This window comes from Phytopseudomonas daroniae (genome assembly GCF_004327275.1).
Classification (GTDB): Bacteria; Pseudomonadota; Gammaproteobacteria; order Pseudomonadales; family Pseudomonadaceae; genus Aquipseudomonas; species Aquipseudomonas daroniae.
Genome location: NZ_QJUJ01000001.1, coordinates 121990 through 140504, shown reverse-complemented (window position 1 = coordinate 140504; position 18515 = coordinate 121990). Strand labels below are relative to the sequence as shown.

Sequence of the window (18515 nt, the reverse complement as noted above, 5' to 3'; positions counted from 1 at the left end):
CAACGCGTGGCTATGCAACAGACCCTAGACTGTGTGAAGCAATGGTCGAACCCATAGGATCGTTTTCGACGCCTGTCAGGCGTTGACAACCACGTTGGATCGCAGTCATGGGCATGGAGGTAGGTGTGATGCTGGATCAGGATGAGGCGCTGGAAATCCTCGTCGTCGATGACCTCTGGGACAATCTCGAGGGTATGCAGGAGCTGCTGGAGGTGATCGACCGGCCGGTGCACTGTGTCGACTCCGGCGCCAAGGCGCTCGAATTCCTGGCGCAAGGGAATGTGGGTCTGGTGCTGCTCGATGTGCAGATGCCCCGCATGGACGGTTTCGAGGTGGCGCGACGCATGCGCGATGACCCGCGCATGCGCTTCACGCCCATCATCTTCATCTCCGGGATGATTCAGACCGATGATGTTCTGAGTCAGGGCTACGGCGCGGGTGCGGTGGATTTCATTTCCAAGCCGGTGCAGCCGGCGATCCTGCTGCACAAGGTGCGGGCGCTGCTCGAGCATGAGCAGTATCGCAGAGGCCTGTTGCGTCTGAGCCAGCAACTGGAGCGCGAGCGCGCTTTCAACGCTTCGATTGTGGAAAACACCGCCGAAGGCATCATGGTGGTGGGGGAGGATGGTCGCATCCGTTTTGCCAATCCGGCGATCACCCGGATGCTCGGTTGCACAAATGATGAACTCGCGGGTAGCGAGTTGTTGGCCTGGGTCGACACCCCGTGCGAGGAATGCTGGCAGACGTCGACCTTCTACCAGCATTGGCAACGCAGAGAGGATCTACGCCTGCACGACGCCAACCTGCGCACTCGGGATGGCCATAGCGTACCCGTGGCGTTGTCCTGCTCGCCCTTGCCGGATGACCAGAACGCGATGATTCTGCTGGCGCTGGACATGTCGGTGGTTCGCGGCCTGCATCGTCAGCTCGAGTCGCTGGCGATCACCGATGCGTTGACCGGGCTGCTCAACCGACGGGGCTTCCTCCAGGAGCTGCAAGCTTCGATCTCGCGTAACGAGCGCACAGGCCAGAAAGCTGCCTTGCTTTATCTCGATCTGGATGGCTTCAAATACATCAACGACACCCTGGGCCACGAGATGGGCGATGAGGCGTTGCGTTGGGTCAGCATGCAGCTCAAGGCCTGCCTCAGGCCGTACGACCGTCTGGCGCGGATAGGTGGCGACGAATTCACGGTGATCCTCGACAGCCTGAGTAGCCCGGAGGATGCCGCGGCCGTGGCGGAAAAACTGATCGATCAGGTATCCAGCGAGCAGGGCACTCAGGGTCGGTCGTTCAGCCTGGGGGTGAGCATCGGCATCGCTTGCGTGCCAGCCGATGGCAAGACCACCGAAGAGGTGCTGCGCGCCGCCGATACCGCCATGTACGCGGCCAAGCGTGGTGGGCGGCGGCAGTTCCGCTTTTACGGCGCCGAGCTGCAGCCGGTGAGCTGAGGGTTCATGGGTGCTGCTGATGCAGCCGTGTCAACTGGCTATCCTTGGCCTGCCAGAGCGCGTTGATCCATTGCTGGAATTCTTTGCGGTAGGCCTCGTCCTGATCGTAGGCGCGGCCGATGAAGTGCGTCGGAATCGGTAACTGTTCGATGACCACCACCACTTCCTCCAACTGGCCGCTGAGTAGCGCCCAGAACCCCGGGCTGCCCTGAGGATAATGCAGCGTGACATTGATGATGCCGTGCAGTTGTTCACCCATGGCGTCGAGTACGAAGGCGATACCACCCGCCTTGGGCTTGAGCAGATACCGGTAGGGCGACTGCTGTTCCTGGTGTTTGGCCGGGGTGAAACGCGTGCCTTCGACGAAGTTGAAGATGCCCACCGGGTTGTGCCGGAACTTGTCGCAGGTTCGCCGTGTGGTCTGCAGATCCTTGCCCTTTTTCTCCGGGTGCCTGGCCAGGTATTCCTTGGAATAGCGCTTCATGAAGGGGAAACCCAGTGCCCACCAGCACAGCCCTATTACCGGTACCCAGATCAGCTCCTGCTTGAGGAAGAACTTCAGCGGGCGGATGCGTCGGTTGAACAGGTACTGCAGTACCAGGATGTCCACCCAACTCTGGTGGTTACTGGTCACCAGGTAGGAGTGCTGGTAGTCGAAGCCCTGCGTCCCTTCGATCTGCCAGCGGGTGTTGCTCAGAAGCTGCATCCAGACCTTGTTGCAGCTGATCCAGCCTTCGTGGATGAAGGTCATCAGCCGATCGCAACCAAGCTGCACCACAGGCAGCGGCAGGACGATGCGCAGCAGCGTTACGGCAAACAGCGGCCAGCACCAGAACAGTGTATTGAGAGCCAACAGGAAAGTGCCCAGCAGGCCGAGCAATGGGGCAGGCAGAAAATGCAGCATGGACGTGCGAACCTCATGCAGGTTAGGGCCTCGAGCATGGCGTCGGGGCGGTTGGCGCACAGGTTAACGATTGGCGATGGAACTGCAAGCCGATCCGAACGCGAGCCTCAGTGCTCCGCGTTCGAATTGGCTGGCCCTCACTGGTGCATGTTGGCGGCCTGAATGGCGGTGAGCGCGATGGTGAAGACGATATCGTCGACCAGAGCGCCGCGCGACAGATCGTTCACCGGCTTGCGCAGGCCCTGCAGCATGGGGCCGACACTGATGCAGTCGGCGCTGCGCTGTACCGCCTTGTAGGTGGTGTTGCCGGTATTCAGGTCAGGGAATATGAACACCGTGGCACGCCCGGCCACCGGGCTGTTGGGGGCCTTTTGCCGGCCAACGCTTTCGATGGCGGCGGCGTCGTACTGCAAGGGCCCGTCGAGGAGCAGATCCGGATTGGCCAGGCGTGCCAGACGGGTCGCCTCGCGCACTTTCTCCACTTCCTCGCCACTGCCGGAGTCGCCGGTGGAATAGCTGAGCATGGCCACGCGTGGAGGGATACCAAAAGCCTGTGCCGAGTTGGCGCTCTGCAGAGCGATCTCGGCCAGTTGTTCGGCATTTGGATCCGGGTTGACCGCGCAATCACCGTAGACCAGTACCTGATCCGGCAGCAGCATGAAGAACACCGAGGACACCAGGTTGTAGCCCGGTGCGGTCTTGATCAACTGCAGCGCCGGGCGGATGGTGTTGGCGGTGGTATGCACGGCACCGGACACCAGGCCGTCGACTTCATCCAGGGCCAGCATCATGGTGCCCAGCACCACGGTATCTTCCAGCTGGGCGCTGGCCATGGGCGCGTTGAGGCCCTTGCCCTTGCGCAGCTCGACCATGGGCTCGACGTAGCGCTCGCGGATCAGATCCGGGTCGAGAATCTCCAGGCCTGGCGGCAGCTCGATGCCCTGGGCCTGAGCCACGGCATGAACCTCTTCAGGTTTGGCCAGCAGCACGCAGCGGGCGATACCGCGCGCCTGGCAGATGGCGGCAGCCTGCACGGTGCGCGGCTCGGCGCCTTCGGGCAGGACGATGCGCTTGTTCGCCGCCTTGGCTTGCTGCACCAGTTGATAGCGGAATGCCGGAGGCGACAGGCGCAGCTCACGCGGGCTGCCGCAACGGGCGGCGAGCCAGTCGTGGTCGAGGTGGCTGGCGACGAAGTCGGCGACCTTCTCGGCGCGCTCCTTGTCGTCCACCGGAATTTCCTTGTTCAGGCGGTTCAGGTTGGTGGCGGTGTCGTAGGAGCCGGTGCTCACGGTCATCACCGGCAGGCCGCTTTGCAGAGCTCCGCGGCACAGTTCCATGATGCGTGGGTCGGGGGCGAAATCGCTGCACAGCAGCAGGCCGGCAAGCGGCATGCCGTTCATGGCGGCCAGGCTGGCGGCGAGGATGATGTCGTCGCGGTCGCCAGGCGTCACCACCAGCGTACCGGGCTTGAGCAACTGCACGGTGTTGGCCACCGCACGGGCACAGAGCACGATCTTCAGCATGCGTCGCTGTTCGTAGTCACCGGCGTTGAGCACACGGGCACCGAGCAGTTCGGCGATATCACGGGTACGCGGCGCGTTCAGTTCATCGAGCCAGGGAATGCAGCCGAGCAGGCGAAAGTCCGGGTGACGCAGCAGCGAGGAGTGTTCGCGCAGGCGCGCGGCGAAGGCGTCGAGGCCGTCGTCACTGCGGATCTTGTTGAGGATCACCCCAAGCACCTTGGGATCCTTCGGCCCGCCGAACTGCTGGGCCTGGATTTCCACACGGTCGCACAGCTCGCTGAGGCTTTCCTGCTCCGGCGCGGAAACCAGGATCACGTCGGCGTCCAGGCTCTTGGCCAGGTGGAGGTTGACCCGCGCGGCGTAACTGGCCTGGCGCGTCGGCACCATGCCTTCGACTATCACCACGTCCTTGTCCCTGGCGGCCTCCTGATAGAGGCTGATGATTTCCTCGAGCAGTTCGTCCAGGTCGCCATCGCCAAGGCGTCGCTCGACATGGGCCAGGGCCAGCGGCTTGGGGGAATGCAAGCCGTGGGTACGGGCGACCAGCTCGCTGGAGCGCTCCGGGCCGGCATCGCCCTGATGCGGCTGGGCGATGGGCTTGAAGAAACCGACCTTGAGGCCGGCACGCTCCAGTGCGCCGACCAGGCCCAGGCTGATGGAGGTGAGGCCGACGCCGAAGCCGGTCGGGGAAATGAAGAAGGTGTGCATGGGGTTCTCCGTGTCAGTCGAGCAGCGCCAGTGTGTCGAGGGCGATCTGTCGCTCTTCATTGGTGGGCACCACCAGCACCCGAGTATGGTTCTGTGCGTGGATCGGGCCGCTGACGCCACGCAGGCAACGCTCGTTGGCGGCTTCGTCCAGTTGCAGGCCGAGCAGACCCAGGTGGGCGACCGTCTTGCTGCGGATCAGTGGCGAGTTTTCGCCGATGCCACCGGTGAAGATCAGCCCATCCAGACGCGGCAAGGCGCAGCTCATGGCGGCCAGGGATTTGGCCAGGCGGTAGCAGAACACCTCGATGGCCAGGGTGGCGCCAGCATGCCCTTCATCGCGGGCCTGTTCCAGGCTGCGCATGTCGTTGGACAGGCCGGACAAGCCAAGCAGGCCGCTATCGTGGTTAAGCATGCGGTCGATCTGCTCCAGGCTCCAGCCCAGGGTGCGCGAAAGATGGCTGTGCAGGTTGGGGTCGACATCACCGCTGCGGGTACCCATCACCAGGCCCTCCAGGGGCGTCAGGCCCATGCTGGTGTCGCGGCTCTGGCCGTTGACCACGGCGCAGGTCGAGCAGCCATTGCCCAGGTGGGCGACCAGCCAGGCGCTATCGTCGACGGCCAGGCCGGTGATCTCCGCGGCGCGGGCGCTGACGAAGCGGTGGCTGGTGCCGTGGAAACCGTAGCGCCGCACGCCGTGGTCGCGGTACAGCTGTTCCGGCACCGCGTAGCGGAAGGCATGCTCGGGCATGCTCTGATGAAAGGCGGTGTCGAACACCGCTACCTGCGGCAGTTGCGGGTACAGCGCCAGAGCCGCTTCGATGCCCAGCAACCCCGCCGGGTTATGTAACGGTGCCAGGGGCGCGACGGCACGGATCGCCGCGATCACCTCATCGTCCAGGCGCTGAGCGCTGGTGAAGTGCTCGCCGCCATGTACCACGCGATGGCCGATGCCATGCAGATGGCCGCCGGTGGTTTCCTGCACCCGCTGTAGCAGGTGAGCGAGAGCTGCGCGGTGGTCGTCTCCGGGTATCGCCTGGGTGTGCTTGATGCCATCTCGCTGCCAGTGCAGGGCGGCGTCCGCGCTGCCGAGGCGTTCAGCCAGGCCGCTGATGGCGAACTGAGCCTGATCCGGATCGACCAGCGCGAATTTGATGGAGGAACTGCCGCAGTTGATCACCAGAATATTGCGTGCGGGCATTCAAAGATCCTTAGGGGCTGTTGACGTTTCGGCTAGAGCTGCGACACACCAGCCACAGGTGAAGTTGGTGCCGATATGCGCGCGCCGTTGCGTGGTATCGAGCACCCAGGCGCGATTCTGCCAGGGTGGCTGGTGGCGCAGGTGTTGAGTATGGCCACAAGATAAGACAGCCACCCAGTGACCGTCATGATCTTGCTCAAAACCGACCACGGTAATGCCCGATGCGGCCCGCCCGTCAGGGGTTGGGTCGCTTTCGCATCCACCCTTGGTTACACTCTCACGTTCATTTTCCTCGAGCAAAAGGTTCGCCCCCATGCAAATCGCCGCCAACAAGGCCGTTTCCATCGACTATACCCTGACCAACGATGCCGGTGAGGTGATCGATAGTTCCGCTGGCGGCGCGCCGCTGGTTTACCTGCACGGCGCTGGCAACATCATCGTCGGTCTCGAGAAGGCTCTGGTCGGCAAGCAGGCTGGCGACGAAGTCAACGTCTCCGTCGAGCCGGAAGAGGCCTACGGCGAATACAGCGCTGAGCTGGTCGCCACCCTGAACCGTTCGATGTTCGAAGGCGTCGACGAGCTGGAAGTCGGCATGCAGTTCCATGCCTCCGGCCCGGACGGCGGCATGCAGATCGTCACCATTCGCGAGCTGGATGGCGACGACGTGATCGTCGACGGCAACCACCCGCTGGCCGGCCAGCGTCTGACCTTCGCGGTCAAGGTTGTCGACGTGCGCGATGCCAGCGCTGAAGAAGTCGCCCACGGTCACGTGCATGGCGAAGGTGGCCACCACCACTGATCCGTATGTCGGCAGTCGATCCTTCGCTGCTGGCCGCTGGTCATCCGTGACTGCTAAGCTGCAGTCACTAGAAGGGCGCCTTTTCAGGCGCCTTTTTTGTCCCTTCTTCACTCGTTTTCGCGTTGCCCGGAGCACACCATGAGCGCTTTTCACGACTTGACACTGCACGCACTGGACGGCCAGGAGCTGCCTCTGGCTCCGCTCAAGGGCAAGGTCGTGCTGGTGGTCAATGTCGCTTCCAAATGCGGGCTCACACCGCAATATGCGGGGCTGGAGCGTTTGCAGCAAGTGTACGCCGCCCAGGGTTTCAGCGTGCTTGGCGTGCCGTGCAACCAGTTCGCCGGCCAGGAGCCGGACAGCGAATCGGCGATCGCCCAGTTCTGCAGCCTGAACTACGGCGTAAGCTTTCCGCTGAGCAGCAAGCTCGAGGTCAACGGCAGTGGCCGCCACCCGTTGTATCGTCTGCTGGTGGGTGAAGGTGCGGAGTTTCCAGGCGATATCACCTGGAACTTCGAGAAGTTTCTGGTCGGCCAGGACGGTCGTGTGCTGGCGCGTTTCTCGCCGCGCACCGCACCGGATGATCCTGCCTTGATCCAGGCCATCGAGAAAGCACTGGCCTGACCGATCAGACCGCCCTTTCCCCCCTTGCCCGCTTGGTTTCGATAGCCAGCGAGGCACACCCGGCGGTCTGTGTATCGCTGCCGAGCATGGCGCCGTGCAGGTGGTTTTCGAACTGTTCGATGATTGCCGACCAGTTCTGCCTGGCCGCGTGCCGGCGCGCATTCAGGCGCATGCGGCGCAGGTTTTCCCGGTTCTCGAGGAGCCAGTGGGCGGCGTCGATAAAGCTCTGTTCATCGTCGACGCTGGCCAGCATGCCGTTGTGCCCGTGCTCGACGTGCTGAGCGGCTGCCGCCTGGTCGAAGGCGACCACGCCAAGGCCCGCGGCCATGGCTTCGAGCAGCACGTTGCCGAAGGTTTCCGAGAGACTGGGGAATAGAAACAGATCGCCGCTGGCGTAATGCTCGGCCAACGTTTCGCCGCGTTGTATACCGCAGAACAAGGCATCTGGGAGTTGCTGCTGCAGGTTTTCGCGCTGCGGGCCGTCACCGACCACGATCAGCCTGAGCCGCTGCGCCGTGCGTTGTTTCTGCAGGGCCTCGAAAGTGCTGACCAGCAAGTCCAGGTTCTTCTCCGGGGCCAGGCGGCCGACATGCAATACAGCGATATCCTGCTCGCCCAGCCCCCAACTGCGGCGCAGTTCGTCGTTGCGCCGTGCGGGATTGAACAGTTGGGCATCGACGCCACGGGCGAGCAATTCCAGGCGCTCGAAACCGCGGCGTTGCAACTCGCAACGCTGGCTGAGGCTGGGTACCAGGGTCATGCGCGAGGCGTTGTGGAACCAGCGCAGGTAGTTGGTCAGCAGGCGTGTCAGCAAGGTGATGCCGTAGTGCCCGGTGTACTGCTGGAAGTTGGTGTGAAAGCCGCTGATCACCGGGATGCGCAGGCGCCGGGCCGCTCTCAGGGCAGACAGGCCCAGTGGTCCTTCGGTCGCGATGTAGAGTACGTCAGGGCGTTGCCTGCGCCACAGACGCAGCAGCTTGTGGCGCGCCGACTGGCCCCATTGCAGGCCGCGGTAACCGGGCAGCGGCCAGCCGCGAGTGAGCAACAGATCGTCATCATTGGCCGCAGGAGCGTCGGCGATCTGTCTGGGGCGAATCAATTGCAGGCGATGACCGCGCGCGCGCAGCCCGGTAACCAGGTGGCCGAGGGTATTGGCCACGCCGTTGATTTCCGGGCTGAAGGTCTCGCTGACCAGGGCGATGAATAGCGGGGGAGTGCTCATGACAGCAGTCTGGGCTGCCGCCATGTAGCGTTTGTGACATCAGCGTGGCGTTTGCGTGACAGCGCGCGAGCCGTCGCTGACGCCGCCTTCACGTACCCAGAACAGGGTCGCGCCCGCTACGGCTGCCGGCATCATCAGGATATTGACGAAGGGAATCAGCAACACGGCATAGGTGATGCCGCCGAAGCCCAGAGACTGCCAGCGTTTCTCGCGCAGCCAGGCGAGCATGTCCTGCCAGCTCACCTTGTTGTTGTCGGCGGGATAGTCGATGTACTGGATTGCCATCATCCATACGCCGAACAGCAGCCACAACGGCGCTGCGACCAGGTTGACCACCGGAATGAAGGAAAGGATCAGCAGGCCCAGTGCCCGCGGCAGGAAGTAAGCCAGCTTGCGCGCCTCGCGGCCGAGGGTGCGCGGCACCATGGCCATCAGCTCGCCCCAACTGAAAGGCGGGAAATTATCTTCGCCGCGTACCACTACCTCGACCTTCTCGGCGAGAAAACCGTTGAACGGCGCGGCGACGATATTGGCCAGCATGGTGAAGGTGAAGAACACCATCAGCACCACCAGCACCACGAACAGTGGCCAGAGGATGTACTGCAGGAAGCTCAGCCAGCTCGGCAGGTTCGGCATGAAGGTGTCGACCCAACTGCTGAACTGTTGCACGGCGAAGCCGATCAGCAGGCTGAACAGGATCAGGTTGATCGCCAGGGGCAGCAACACGAACAGCCGCAGGCCGGGGCTCAATACCAGCTTCAGGCCCTCACTGAGGTATTGCGGGCCGGACAGCACGGGGGCGCGCATGAAGGTGTCTCCAGAAAGTGAACGTCGCGCGACCTTAACCATTTTGCAGGCCTGGCGAAAGCGCGGGCGCGTTACCGGTGGCGTCATAGACCCGGGCTATACGCGGGATTGGCAAAGCGCATTTCCATCATGTACGGGATGCGCCTTAGTCTTTCGGCGTCCCTTTTGGAGCCGTTCCGTCAGACCTTCCGGTTTCGGAGGGCTCCTTTTTTTCTTCGGCAGCTTTGCTGTGAGGAGTCTCTGATGTCCAGTGCACGCCACGCTCGCGTGATCATTCTCGGATCCGGCCCGGCCGGCTACAGCGCGGCGGTCTATGCCGCGCGCGCCAATCTCGAACCATTGCTGATCACCGGGCTGCAGGCCGGCGGCCAACTGACCACCACCACCGAGGTGGACAACTGGCCCGGCGACGCTCACGGCCTGACCGGGCCGGAACTGATGCAGCGCATGCAGGCCCACGCCGAACGTTTCGAGACCGAGATCGTCTACGACCATATCCAGGCGGTGGATCTCGCTGCACGGCCGTTCACTCTGGTTGGCGACAGCGTTTCCTACACTTGCGATGCATTGATCATCGCCACCGGTGCCAGCGCCCGTTATCTGGGGCTGCCGAGTGAAGAGGCGTTCATGGGCAAGGGTGTGTCGGCCTGTGCCACCTGTGACGGCTTCTTCTATCGTAATCGTGAAGTAGCGGTAGTTGGTGGCGGCAATACGGCCGTGGAGGAGGCTCTGTATCTGGCCAATATTGCCAGTCGGGTGACGCTGATCCACCGGCGCAACGTCTTCCGGGCAGAAAAAATCCTGCAGAACAAGCTGCAGGCCCGGGTGGCCGAGGGGCGCATCGTATTGGCACTGAATGCCGAGGTCGATGAGGTGCTGGGTGATGCGTCAGGCGTTACCGGTGTACGCCTGCGCGAGCATGATGGCGCTACGCGAGACCTGCAGGTCGATGGTGTGTTCGTGGCCATCGGACATACCCCGAACACTGCGCTCTTCGAAGGGCAGTTGGCTCTCAAGGATGGTTATCTGCAGGTCAATGGTGGGCGTGACGGTAATGTCACCGCGACCAACATTGCGGGTGTGTTTGCCGCAGGCGACGTGGCGGACAGCGTCTATCGCCAGGCCATTACCTCGGCGGGCGCCGGCTGCATGGCGGCGCTGGATGTGGAGCGCTATCTGGATGGCCTTTGACCGCTGAACTTCAGGCCAATGCTCTGAACGACGATGCCCGTATCGACTGATACGGGCATCCTTTCATCCTGCTCCGACGAGGGCGTCGTCTTACAGGTCGAAGTCGTATTCGGCCAACTGCTTGTGCAGGCGTCGCTCCTCGAGAAAATTGTCGATGATGCGACGCTTGGTCAGGTTGGTTTTCGCCACTTCCACGGGGGCTTCGCTATTGTCCGCGTCGTCGCTGACGAAGTCGTCTTCCAGTTCCAGGTCTTCTTTGCCGTTGCTCATTCGCTTTACTCCCGGCTACAGGGGCCATTTGCCGACCTTATAAGGGCAAACGTCAGGCGAGTAAAAAAGATTTTTTCAATCGACTGATGCAGGAAGTATATGAAGCCTCAATCGTCAGAGGTCTTCAGTTTGTATTCGCACAGGTCTTCGATCCGGCAACTGCCGCAGCGCGGCTTGCGCGCCTGGCATACATAGCGGCCATGCAGGATCAACCAGTGGTGAGCGTCGAGGAGAAAATCCCTGGGTACGAACTTCAATAGTTTCTTCTCCACCTCCACCACGTTCTTGCCTGGGGCGATGCCGGTGCGATTGCTGACCCGGAAAATGTGCGTGTCCACCGCCATGGTCAACTGACGAAAGGCAGTATTGAGCACCACGTTGGCGGTCTTGCGACCGACACCGGGCAGGGCTTCCAGGGCTTCGCGGGTTTCCGGCACCTGGCTGCCGTGTTGCTCGACGAGGATGCGGCAGGTTTCGATGACGTTCCTGGCCTTGCTGTTGTACAGGCCGATGGTCTTGATGTATTCGCTGAGCCCTTCGACGCCAAGTGCCAGGATGGCTTCCGGGGTATTGGCCACCGGATAGAGTTTGGCGGTGGCCTTGTTGACGCCAACGTCGGTGGCCTGAGCGGACAGAATCACTGCGATCAACAGCTCGAAGGGGGTGCTGTAGGCCAGTTCGGTCTTGGGCTCAGGATTGTCTTCATGCAGGCGGCGGAAGATTTCAAGGCGTTTGGCTGCGTTCATCGTCAGGGTTGTTCACGGTAGTCGGTGCGCTCTAGGTGGCGCTGGTATGCGCTTGCAGCCGGCGTTCGGCGGTGGCAAGGCGTTCGAGTGCGGCATTCAGGGTGTGTTCGTCAGTGTGTGCGTTGCGTTGCAGCTTGCTCAGGTCGGCGCGGGCATAGGCCAGGTCGGTTTTCAGTTGGCGCAGTTCGGCGCTCACCCCAGGCCTGTCGACCAATACCCGCTGCGGTGCGGGTTTGCCGCATTGCTGCTCGGCGTCGTGCAGCGCCTGTTGAGCCGCTGCGTAGTCTGCGCGCAGGATACTCAGCATGGCGTCATCGACGCCCCGTCGCTCGCCGGATTGCAGCGCTGCGCGGCGGCTGGCGACTTCGATCTTGGCCTGTTTCAGCGCCTGCTCTCCAGCGCTGGGCGCTTCGCCGGCGGTATCTGGCAGTAGCTCGGCCAGCCGTCGCTGCGCTTTGTCGGCTGCCTGGCGCAGCGTATCGAGTTGCTGCCTCTGAGGTTCATCGGGCGCTTCGCCAAAGGCCTTCAGCGCCTTCTGCAGCTGCGCCCGGCTCATCGCCGCATCGATCTTCGCCCGTTTCAATGCGCCCTCGTCGGTGGCCGCCGAGGCGGTAACCGTTGATGGCATCTCGTTCTGGGCGGCCTGCAGTGCGGCGGCGGCCCGTTCGCTGGCGCTTTGCAAGGCATCCAATTGTGCCGCGAACGGTGAGTCGGGGTGCATGGCGACCTGTTTGCGGATTTTCTCGTAGGCGACCTTGGCCATGGCCGCTTCGATCTTCAGACGCTTGAGTCGCGCGGCCTGATCGTCATCGGTGGCGGTGCTGGTAGCGACTGTTTCCGGCCTGGGGCGCGCGACCGTTGTGGTACGCGCGGCGCGGCGGCGTGCATCTTCGCGGGCCAGGCGGGAGAGACGTGCCTGATGGCGAGCGCGGAACTGGTCGGCACGCTCGCGCTGGATCGTCGCTTGTGGCGCAGCGAGGGTAATCAGGTCGATGCAATCCACCGGGCAGGGCGCAATGCACAGTTCACAGCCACTGCATTCGTCGGTGATTACCGTGTGCATCAGCTTGGCGGCGCCGACGATGGCGTCCACCGGGCAGGCCTGGATGCATTTGGTACAGCCGATGCACTCGGCCTCGCGGATCACCGCAATCTGCGCGGGTGTCGCCGGTAATGCCAGTGGCAGTTCCGGAACCTGCAGCAAATCGGCTAGCGCATGGATGGTGGCCGTGCCGCCTGGCGGACACTTGTTGATCGCTTCGCCGGCAGCGATCCCCTCGGCATAGGGCTGACAGCCTGGGTGGCCACATTTGCCGCACTGCGTCTGCGGTAGCAGGGCATCGATGGCGGCGATACGCAGGGCGTTGCTCATGGTCGAAGCACGCAGCGTTGCTCACACGGCGTCGGCCCGTGAGAGCGCATGCATGGGAAGTCGCGAGATTCGATCATCGGTGTTGCAGGTCTGGCTGAAGCGTTAGCCGTGCATTATCCGGCATGTGCCGCGCCCGGTACAGCGGCACGGTCACGCCAGTGCGGACTCAAGCGCCGTTGCGGGCGCGGCTGGCCTTGCGCCACAGCCAGCGGATCAGCAGGGCAAGTGGAAACAGGATGATCACGAAGGGAATGCCGTAACCGAGCAGTTTGAGGGCTTCGGTGGCGCCCTCGGTGGCGTTGTCGAGCATGCCGCCAGCGGCTTCGCCGATACGTGCCAGGCGCCCGATCGGTTCGCCCTCGGTACTGAAACTGAGGGTCAGCAGATTGGTCGTGAGGCGACGTTGCTGCTGGGCCGATTGCTGTGCTGCGCCCGACAGTTGTACCTCGACCTCGGCCAGTTCGCGGGCCAGGGCGAGCATGTCGCTGACGCTCAGGTCGCCGCGGGCCTGGTACTGCACCGGCCGGGGCAATGCGCACGGTAATGCTCGCCGCCTGGTAGTGACCCTGGCTCTGCTCGATGGCCAGCAGGTCGCACTGGCCGAAACGCTGGCTGCTGCAGGCTTCACGCACGGCCGCCAGGCGCGGTTCGACCTGCTCGACAGGCAGGCGAATACCCACGCTGTGTTCGTAGGCGAGGAACGCGCCTCGTTGCGCCGTTTCGCCGAGCAGCGCTGCACCTGCGGGCGACTGGTTTTCGCCGGACGGCGAGCAGCCGACCAGTGTCAGCAGGGCTAGAGCGGTGGTGAGAAAACGGGATTTAGAGAAAAGCATCCTTGCACCTCAGAAACAGTTCACGATCTGTCGCACATCGCTTGCCAGCGCGTATGTGCGGCAGCAAAAAGCCGGAAGCAGGTGTAGGGTGGATGACGCTCTTCTCATCCACCATTGCGATCGCAGGGCGGTGGACGGATCGGGCCGCGTAGGTAAAGCGTCGTCCACCCTACGCCATACCGCTAACGCCCCGGATCACCAAAACCCGACGCTGGCGAGCGTCGGGGCGGCTTTTACTTGACCCGTTGGCCCGGCTTGGCGCCGCTGTCCGGGCTGAGCAGGTAGATTTCTTCGCCGCCGGGGCCAGCAGCCAGCACCATGCCTTCCGACACACCGAACTTCATCTTGCGCGCTGCCAGGTTGGCCACGTACAGCGTCAGGCGGCCTTCCAGTTTGCTTGGGTCTGGATAGGCGCTCTTGATGCCGGAAAACACGCTGCGCTTCTCGTCACCGATATCCAGGCTCAGGCGTAGCAGCTTGTCGGCGCCCTCGACGAACTCGCATTTCTCGATCAGCGCGATGCGCAGGTCGACTGCTGCGAAGGCGTCGAAAGCGATTTCGGCTGCCAGCGGATCCTTCTTCAGCTCCCCATTGCCTCGGGGGGCGTCGGCAGCGGCCAGGTCTTCCTTGGAGGCTTCGACCATGGCTTCGACCTTGGCCGGTTCGATGCGGCTGAGCAGCGGGGTGAACGGGTTGAGTTGATGGTCGGCCAGCGGCGTGGCCAGATCATCCCATGCCAGCGGTGCGACGTTGAGGAAAGCCTCGGCGTCGCGGGCCAGGTGCGGCAGTACCGGCTTGAGGAAGATCACCAGTTGACGGAACAGGTTGACGCCCAGGGAGCAGATCGCCTGCACCTCGTCGGCCTTGCCTTCCTGCTTGGCCAGCGACCAGGGCGCCTTGTCGGCGATCCAGGCGTTGGCACGGTCGGCCAGGGCCATGATTTCCCGCATGGCACGAGCGAAGTCGCGGCTCTCGTAGGCTTCGGCGATGCTCGGTGCGGCGCTCTGGAAGGCATTCCACAGTTCCGGCTCGGGATCGGCCGCCACCAGTACCCCGGCATTGCCCTTATGGATGAAGCCGGCGCAACGGCTGGCGATGTTGACCACCTTGCCGACCAGATCCGAATTGACCTTCTGGATGAAGTCCTCGAGGTTCAGATCGAGGTCATCGACGCCGCGGCCGAGCTTGGCCGCGTAGTAGTAGCGCAGGTATTCCGGGTTGAGGTGATCCAGATAAGTGCGCGCTTTGATGAAGGTGCCGCGCGACTTGGACATCTTTTGCCCGTTCACGGTCAGGTAACCGTGCACGTTGATGCCGGTCGGTTTGCGGTAGCCGGCACCTTCGAGCATGGCAGGCCAGAATAGGGCGTGGAAGTTGACGATGTCCTTGCCGATGAAGTGATACACCTCGGCGCTGGAGTCCTGCTTCCAGAACGCGTCGAAATCCAGTTCCGGGCGGCGCGCACAGAGGTTCTTGAAGCTGGCCATGTAGCCGATCGGCGCATCCAGCCAGACGTAGAAATACTTGCCCGGCTCGTCGGGAATCTCGAAGCCGAAGTAGGGCGCGTCACGGCTGATGTCCCACTCGTGCAGGCCGCCATCGAGCCATTCGGCGAGCTTGTTGGCGACCGATTCCTGCAGGGTGCCGCTACGCGTCCATTTCTGCAGCATGTCCTGGAACTGCGGCAGCTTGAAGAAGAAATGCTTGGAGTCCTTGAGCACCGGCACCGCACCGGAAATAGCCGAGCGCGGGTCTTTCAGTTCGGTGGGCTCGTAGGTGGCACCGCATTTTTCGCAGTTGTCGCCGTACTGGTCGGGCGTCGCGCATTTCGGACAGGTGCCCTTGATGAAACGGTCGGCCAGGAACATGCCTTTTTCCGGGTCGAAATATTGGGTCACCGAGCGGGTGGCGATATGGCCATTGTCGCGCAGTGCCTTGTAGATCGATTCCGACAGCTCGCGGTTTTCCGGCGAGTGGGTGGAGTGGAAGTTGTCGAACTCCACCAGGAAGTCGGCGAAGTCACCGCTGTGCTCGGCCTTGACGCCGTCGATCAGCTGTTCGGCGGTGATGCCTTCCTTTTCCGCACGCAGCATGATGGCCGAGCCGTGGGCATCGTCCGCGCAGACGTAGATGCACTGGTTGCCGCGCAGTTTCTGGTAGCGCACCCACATGTCGGTCTGGATGTACTCGAGCATGTGGCCAAGGTGGATCGAACCGTTGGCGTAGGGCAGGGCGCTGGTAACGAGAATCTGGCGAGCTTGGGACATTGTCAGGCTGTCATCGGGTGAAGGGAGGTCGGTCACTATAAAGTAACCGAGCGCGTTCCGGCCAGCGGGCAAATAGCGCTGACATCGACTTGAATTTAGAGGCGCAAGCGGGTTCCAACGAGAACCTTCCGCTCCAGCAAGGAGATGAACCATGCCTGCAGTTTTACGTCCGCTCGCCTGTGCCACCGCTCTGGCCCTGTTGGTTGGCTGTGCCTCGAACAACCCTTATGACAATGCCGGGGGTGGAGCAGCCAGTGGCGGCGGCCACCGCACTGCGACCTATGGCGGCCTGGCGGCGCTCGCCGGTGCGGCGGTAGGTGCGGCGGTCAATCATGATGACCGCGGCAAGGGCGCCGCCATCGGTGCCGTGCTTGCCGGTGCTGCGGGCGCCGGCTATGGCTATTACGCCGATCGTCAGGAAGCCGAGCTGCGTCGCAGCATGGAAGGTACCGGTGTGGAGGTGCAGCGTCAGGGTGACGACATCAAGCTGATCATGCCGGGCAATATCACCTTCGCCACGGATTCCGCGGATATCGCCCCGAGTTTCTACGCGCCGCTGAATAACCTGGCGACCTCGTTCCAGCAGTTCCAGAACAACAGCATCGAGATCGTCGGTTACACCGACAGCACGGGCTCGCGCCAGCACAACATGGCGCTGTCCCTGCGCCGCGCGCAGAGCGTGACGAGCTACCTGACTGCCCAGGGCATCGACGGCACGCGCCTGTCCAGCCGTGGTGCCGGCCCGGATCAGCCGATTGCCGACAATGCCACCGCCGACGGTCGTGCGCAGAACCGTCGCGTCGAGGTGAATCTCAAGCAGTTGCCGGGCCAGCCCGTGCAGTGAGCCTTTGCCGGCTGGCGATCCCATTCGGTTCGCCAGCCGGTCTGCATCCAGGCTGTGGCTCGGGTAGGATAGACGCCTTTCCTGCCATCTCCGGAGCCAAGCATGAGCGCTGATATCCGCGCTGCGGTCGAAGCCGTATTGCGCCAGTACACCGATCCCCATCTCGACCAGGATCCGCTAAGCGCCGGCTGTGTGCGGGCCATCGACGTGCAGGACGGCCAGGTCAGCGTCAAGCTGGAGCTGGGCTACGCTGCCGCCCTGTTCAAGCAGGGGTGGGCGCAACTGCTGCAACTGGCTATCGAGAATATCGAGGGCGTACGCAGCGCCAGCGTAGAGGTGAACTGCGTGATTGCCGCGCACAAGGCCCAGGCTCAGGTGCCGGCCCTGGCCAACGTCAAGAACGTGATTGCCGTGGCGTCCGGCAAGGGCGGAGTAGGCAAGTCGACCACCGCTGCCAACCTGGCCCTGGCTTTGGCCCGTGAAGGCGCTCGGGTGGGTATTCTCGATGCCGATATCTATGGCCCCAGCCAGGGCATCATGTTCGGCATCCTTGAAGGCACACGGCCTCAGGTGCGTGAGCAGAAGTGGTTCGTACCGCTCGAGGCCCATGGCGTACAGGTGATGTCCATGGCCTTCCTCACCGATGACAACACGCCGGTGGTATGGCGGGGGCCGATGGTATCCGGGGCGCTGCTGCAACTGGTCACCCAGACCGCCTGGGATGACCTCGACTATCTGATTATCGACATGCCACCCGGCACGGGCGATATCCACCTGACTCTGGCGCAGAAAGTCCCGGTGGCGGGCGCGGTCATCGTCACCACTCCGCAGGATCTGGCCCTGCTCGACGCCCGCAAGGGCGTGGAGATGTTCCGCAAGGTGAACATTCCGGTGCTGGGTGTGGTGGAGAACATGGCCGTGCACATCTGCTCCAACTGCGGTCATGCCGAGCATCTGTTCGGTGAGGGCGGCGGCGAGAAGCTGGCTGCCCAGTTCGGTGTCGAGCTGCTGGCTTCGATGCCGCTGTCCATGGCCATCCGCATGCAGGCCGACGGTGGCAAGCCGACGACCATCGCCGATCCGGAAAGCCAGATCGCCATGCTCTATCAGCAGGTGGCCCGGCAGGTCGGGGCACGCATCGCCTCGAGCGCGGCGGCTGCGCAGGCCGTGCCGACCATCGTCATCGCTGACGATTGATCGCCGTTGCGCGTCCGCCTGGCGGGCGCGCGACGTGAATTGAATTCCGAGAGCAATTTTTAACGTCGCTCGCGACGGCCCGAAGGGGGGCTGACATGGATGGCAGGCATAAAAAAACCCCGCCGAAGCGGGGTTTTTTATAGAAAGAGCAGGTTAGATAACCTGAACTTCCTCAGCTTGCATGCCTTTCTGACCACGGGTGGCCACGAAGGAAACTTGCTGGCCTTCTTTCAGGCTCTTGAAGCCATCGCTCTGGATAGCTTTGAAGTGTACGAACAGGTCGTCACCGGATTGCGGAGTGATGAAGCCGTAGCCTTTCTCATCGTTGAACCACTTAACGGTGCCATTCTGACGATTGGACATGTGATGTCTCCTAATATCTAAATAAATAACAGCCCTGGATAAAACCAGGCCGGGACTGAGTGCAACGAGTACTAGGAGTCGGACGATGTTTGGATCGAAATCTAGGCATCATGTAGCGATTCGCGGTGACACATGCAGCACAGTGGGGTCACCATACCCGCTTTTTTCGCTAAGTGCGAATGGTCTGTAAGTCTTTCTG

At 62.7% G+C, this 18515-nt stretch carries 19 protein-coding genes; 7 read left to right on the top strand and 12 right to left on the bottom strand.

Annotation, left to right across the window (positions count from 1 at the left end; all coding sequences use genetic code 11):
- The first annotated feature begins 107 nt into the window (after positions 1-107).
- Complete coding sequence (locus tag DNK10_RS00755; RefSeq protein WP_131190268.1) at positions 108-1451, top strand: GGDEF domain-containing response regulator; 1344 nt, start codon at positions 108-110, stop codon at positions 1449-1451.
- A gap of 4 nt (positions 1452-1455) precedes the next feature.
- Here the strand turns inward: DNK10_RS00755 and DNK10_RS00750 are convergent, their stop codons facing one another.
- The 4 genes from DNK10_RS00750 to DNK10_RS00735 form a co-directional block, all read right to left on the bottom strand.
- Complete coding sequence (locus DNK10_RS00750) at positions 1456-2355, bottom strand: acyltransferase (RefSeq protein ID WP_131190267.1); 900 nt, start codon at positions 2353-2355, stop codon at positions 1456-1458.
- Between the two features lie 137 nt (positions 2356-2492).
- Positions 2493-4586, bottom strand: a complete 2094-nt coding sequence (pta, locus tag DNK10_RS00745; protein ID WP_131190266.1) for a phosphate acetyltransferase — start codon at positions 4584-4586, stop codon at positions 2493-2495.
- A 13-nt stretch (positions 4587-4599) separates the two neighbouring features.
- The gene (locus DNK10_RS00740; protein ID WP_131190265.1) at positions 4600-5784 is read right to left on the bottom strand and encodes an acetate kinase; all 1185 of its coding nucleotides are present in this window, start codon (positions 5782-5784) and stop codon (positions 4600-4602) included.
- The gene (locus DNK10_RS00735; RefSeq protein ID WP_131180803.1) at positions 5785-6129 is read right to left on the bottom strand and encodes a DUF3565 domain-containing protein; all 345 of its coding nucleotides are present in this window, start codon (positions 6127-6129) and stop codon (positions 5785-5787) included.
- Between DNK10_RS00735 and DNK10_RS00730 the strand changes: the two genes are divergently transcribed.
- Both DNK10_RS00730 and DNK10_RS00725 read left to right on the top strand, forming a co-directional pair.
- Entirely contained in the window at positions 6098-6583 is a 486-nt protein-coding gene (locus DNK10_RS00730) for an FKBP-type peptidyl-prolyl cis-trans isomerase (protein WP_042555353.1), read from the top strand. The two genes, DNK10_RS00735 and DNK10_RS00730, sit on opposite strands and share 32 nt — an antisense overlap.
- A gap of 138 nt (positions 6584-6721) precedes the next feature.
- Positions 6722-7204, top strand: coding sequence for a glutathione peroxidase (locus DNK10_RS00725; protein ID WP_131180802.1), 483 nt, complete (start codon positions 6722-6724; stop codon positions 7202-7204).
- A 4-nt stretch (positions 7205-7208) separates the two neighbouring features.
- On the opposite strand, the gene DNK10_RS00720 is transcribed toward DNK10_RS00725, so the two are convergent.
- On the bottom strand, positions 7209-8426 hold the full coding sequence (locus DNK10_RS00720) for a glycosyltransferase family 4 protein (RefSeq protein ID WP_131190264.1): 1218 nt from the start codon (positions 8424-8426) through the stop codon (positions 7209-7211).
- 39 nt (positions 8427-8465) lie between these two features.
- Entirely contained in the window at positions 8466-9233 is a 768-nt protein-coding gene (gene cysZ / locus DNK10_RS00715) for a sulfate transporter CysZ (protein ID WP_131190263.1), read from the bottom strand.
- A 243-nt stretch (positions 9234-9476) separates the two neighbouring features.
- On the opposite strand from cysZ, the gene trxB reads away from it, so the two are divergent.
- The gene (gene trxB, locus DNK10_RS00710; protein ID WP_425273836.1) at positions 9477-10424 is read left to right on the top strand and encodes a thioredoxin-disulfide reductase; all 948 of its coding nucleotides are present in this window, start codon (positions 9477-9479) and stop codon (positions 10422-10424) included.
- Between the two features lie 90 nt (positions 10425-10514).
- Here the strand turns inward: trxB and DNK10_RS00705 are convergent, their stop codons facing one another.
- The 4 genes from DNK10_RS00705 to DNK10_RS26085 form a co-directional block, all read right to left on the bottom strand.
- A complete protein-coding gene (locus DNK10_RS00705; protein WP_131190262.1) occupies positions 10515-10694 on the bottom strand; it encodes a PA3496 family putative envelope integrity protein in 180 nt (59 codons plus the stop codon).
- A gap of 107 nt (positions 10695-10801) precedes the next feature.
- Entirely contained in the window at positions 10802-11440 is a 639-nt protein-coding gene (nth, locus tag DNK10_RS00700; RefSeq protein WP_131190261.1) for an endonuclease III, read from the bottom strand.
- Positions 11441-11471: 31 nt separating this feature from the next.
- Positions 11472-12812 carry an RnfABCDGE type electron transport complex subunit B gene (locus DNK10_RS00695; RefSeq protein ID WP_131190260.1) on the bottom strand — a complete coding sequence of 447 codons (1341 nt, stop codon included), beginning with the start codon at positions 12810-12812 and terminating at the stop codon, positions 11472-11474.
- A gap of 166 nt (positions 12813-12978) precedes the next feature.
- Entirely contained in the window at positions 12979-13293 is a 315-nt protein-coding gene (locus DNK10_RS26085) for a hypothetical protein (protein WP_244216188.1), read from the bottom strand.
- Between DNK10_RS26085 and DNK10_RS26080 the strand changes: the two genes are divergently transcribed.
- Positions 13292-13609: a hypothetical protein gene (locus DNK10_RS26080; protein WP_244216187.1), complete on the top strand. Its 318-nt coding sequence runs from the start codon at positions 13292-13294 to the stop codon at positions 13607-13609. The two genes, DNK10_RS26085 and DNK10_RS26080, sit on opposite strands and share 2 nt — an antisense overlap.
- Before the next feature lie 269 nt (positions 13610-13878).
- Here DNK10_RS26080 and metG read toward each other — a convergent pair whose 3' ends face one another.
- Positions 13879-15912 (bottom strand): methionine--tRNA ligase, encoded by a 2034-nt coding sequence (metG, locus tag DNK10_RS00685; protein ID WP_131190259.1) that lies wholly within the window; start codon positions 15910-15912, stop codon positions 13879-13881.
- Positions 15913-16063: 151 nt separating this feature from the next.
- Between metG and DNK10_RS00680 the strand changes: the two genes are divergently transcribed.
- On the top strand, positions 16064-16756 hold the full coding sequence (locus DNK10_RS00680) for a YiaD family glycine zipper/OmpA-like lipoprotein (RefSeq protein WP_131180794.1): 693 nt from the start codon (positions 16064-16066) through the stop codon (positions 16754-16756).
- Between the two features lie 102 nt (positions 16757-16858).
- Entirely contained in the window at positions 16859-17953 is a 1095-nt protein-coding gene (gene apbC / locus DNK10_RS00675) for an iron-sulfur cluster carrier protein ApbC (protein WP_131190258.1), read from the top strand.
- 153 nt (positions 17954-18106) lie between these two features.
- Here apbC and DNK10_RS00670 read toward each other — a convergent pair whose 3' ends face one another.
- A complete protein-coding gene (locus tag DNK10_RS00670; protein ID WP_042555234.1) occupies positions 18107-18316 on the bottom strand; it encodes a cold-shock protein in 210 nt (69 codons plus the stop codon).
- Between the last annotated feature and the right edge of the window lie 199 nt (positions 18317-18515).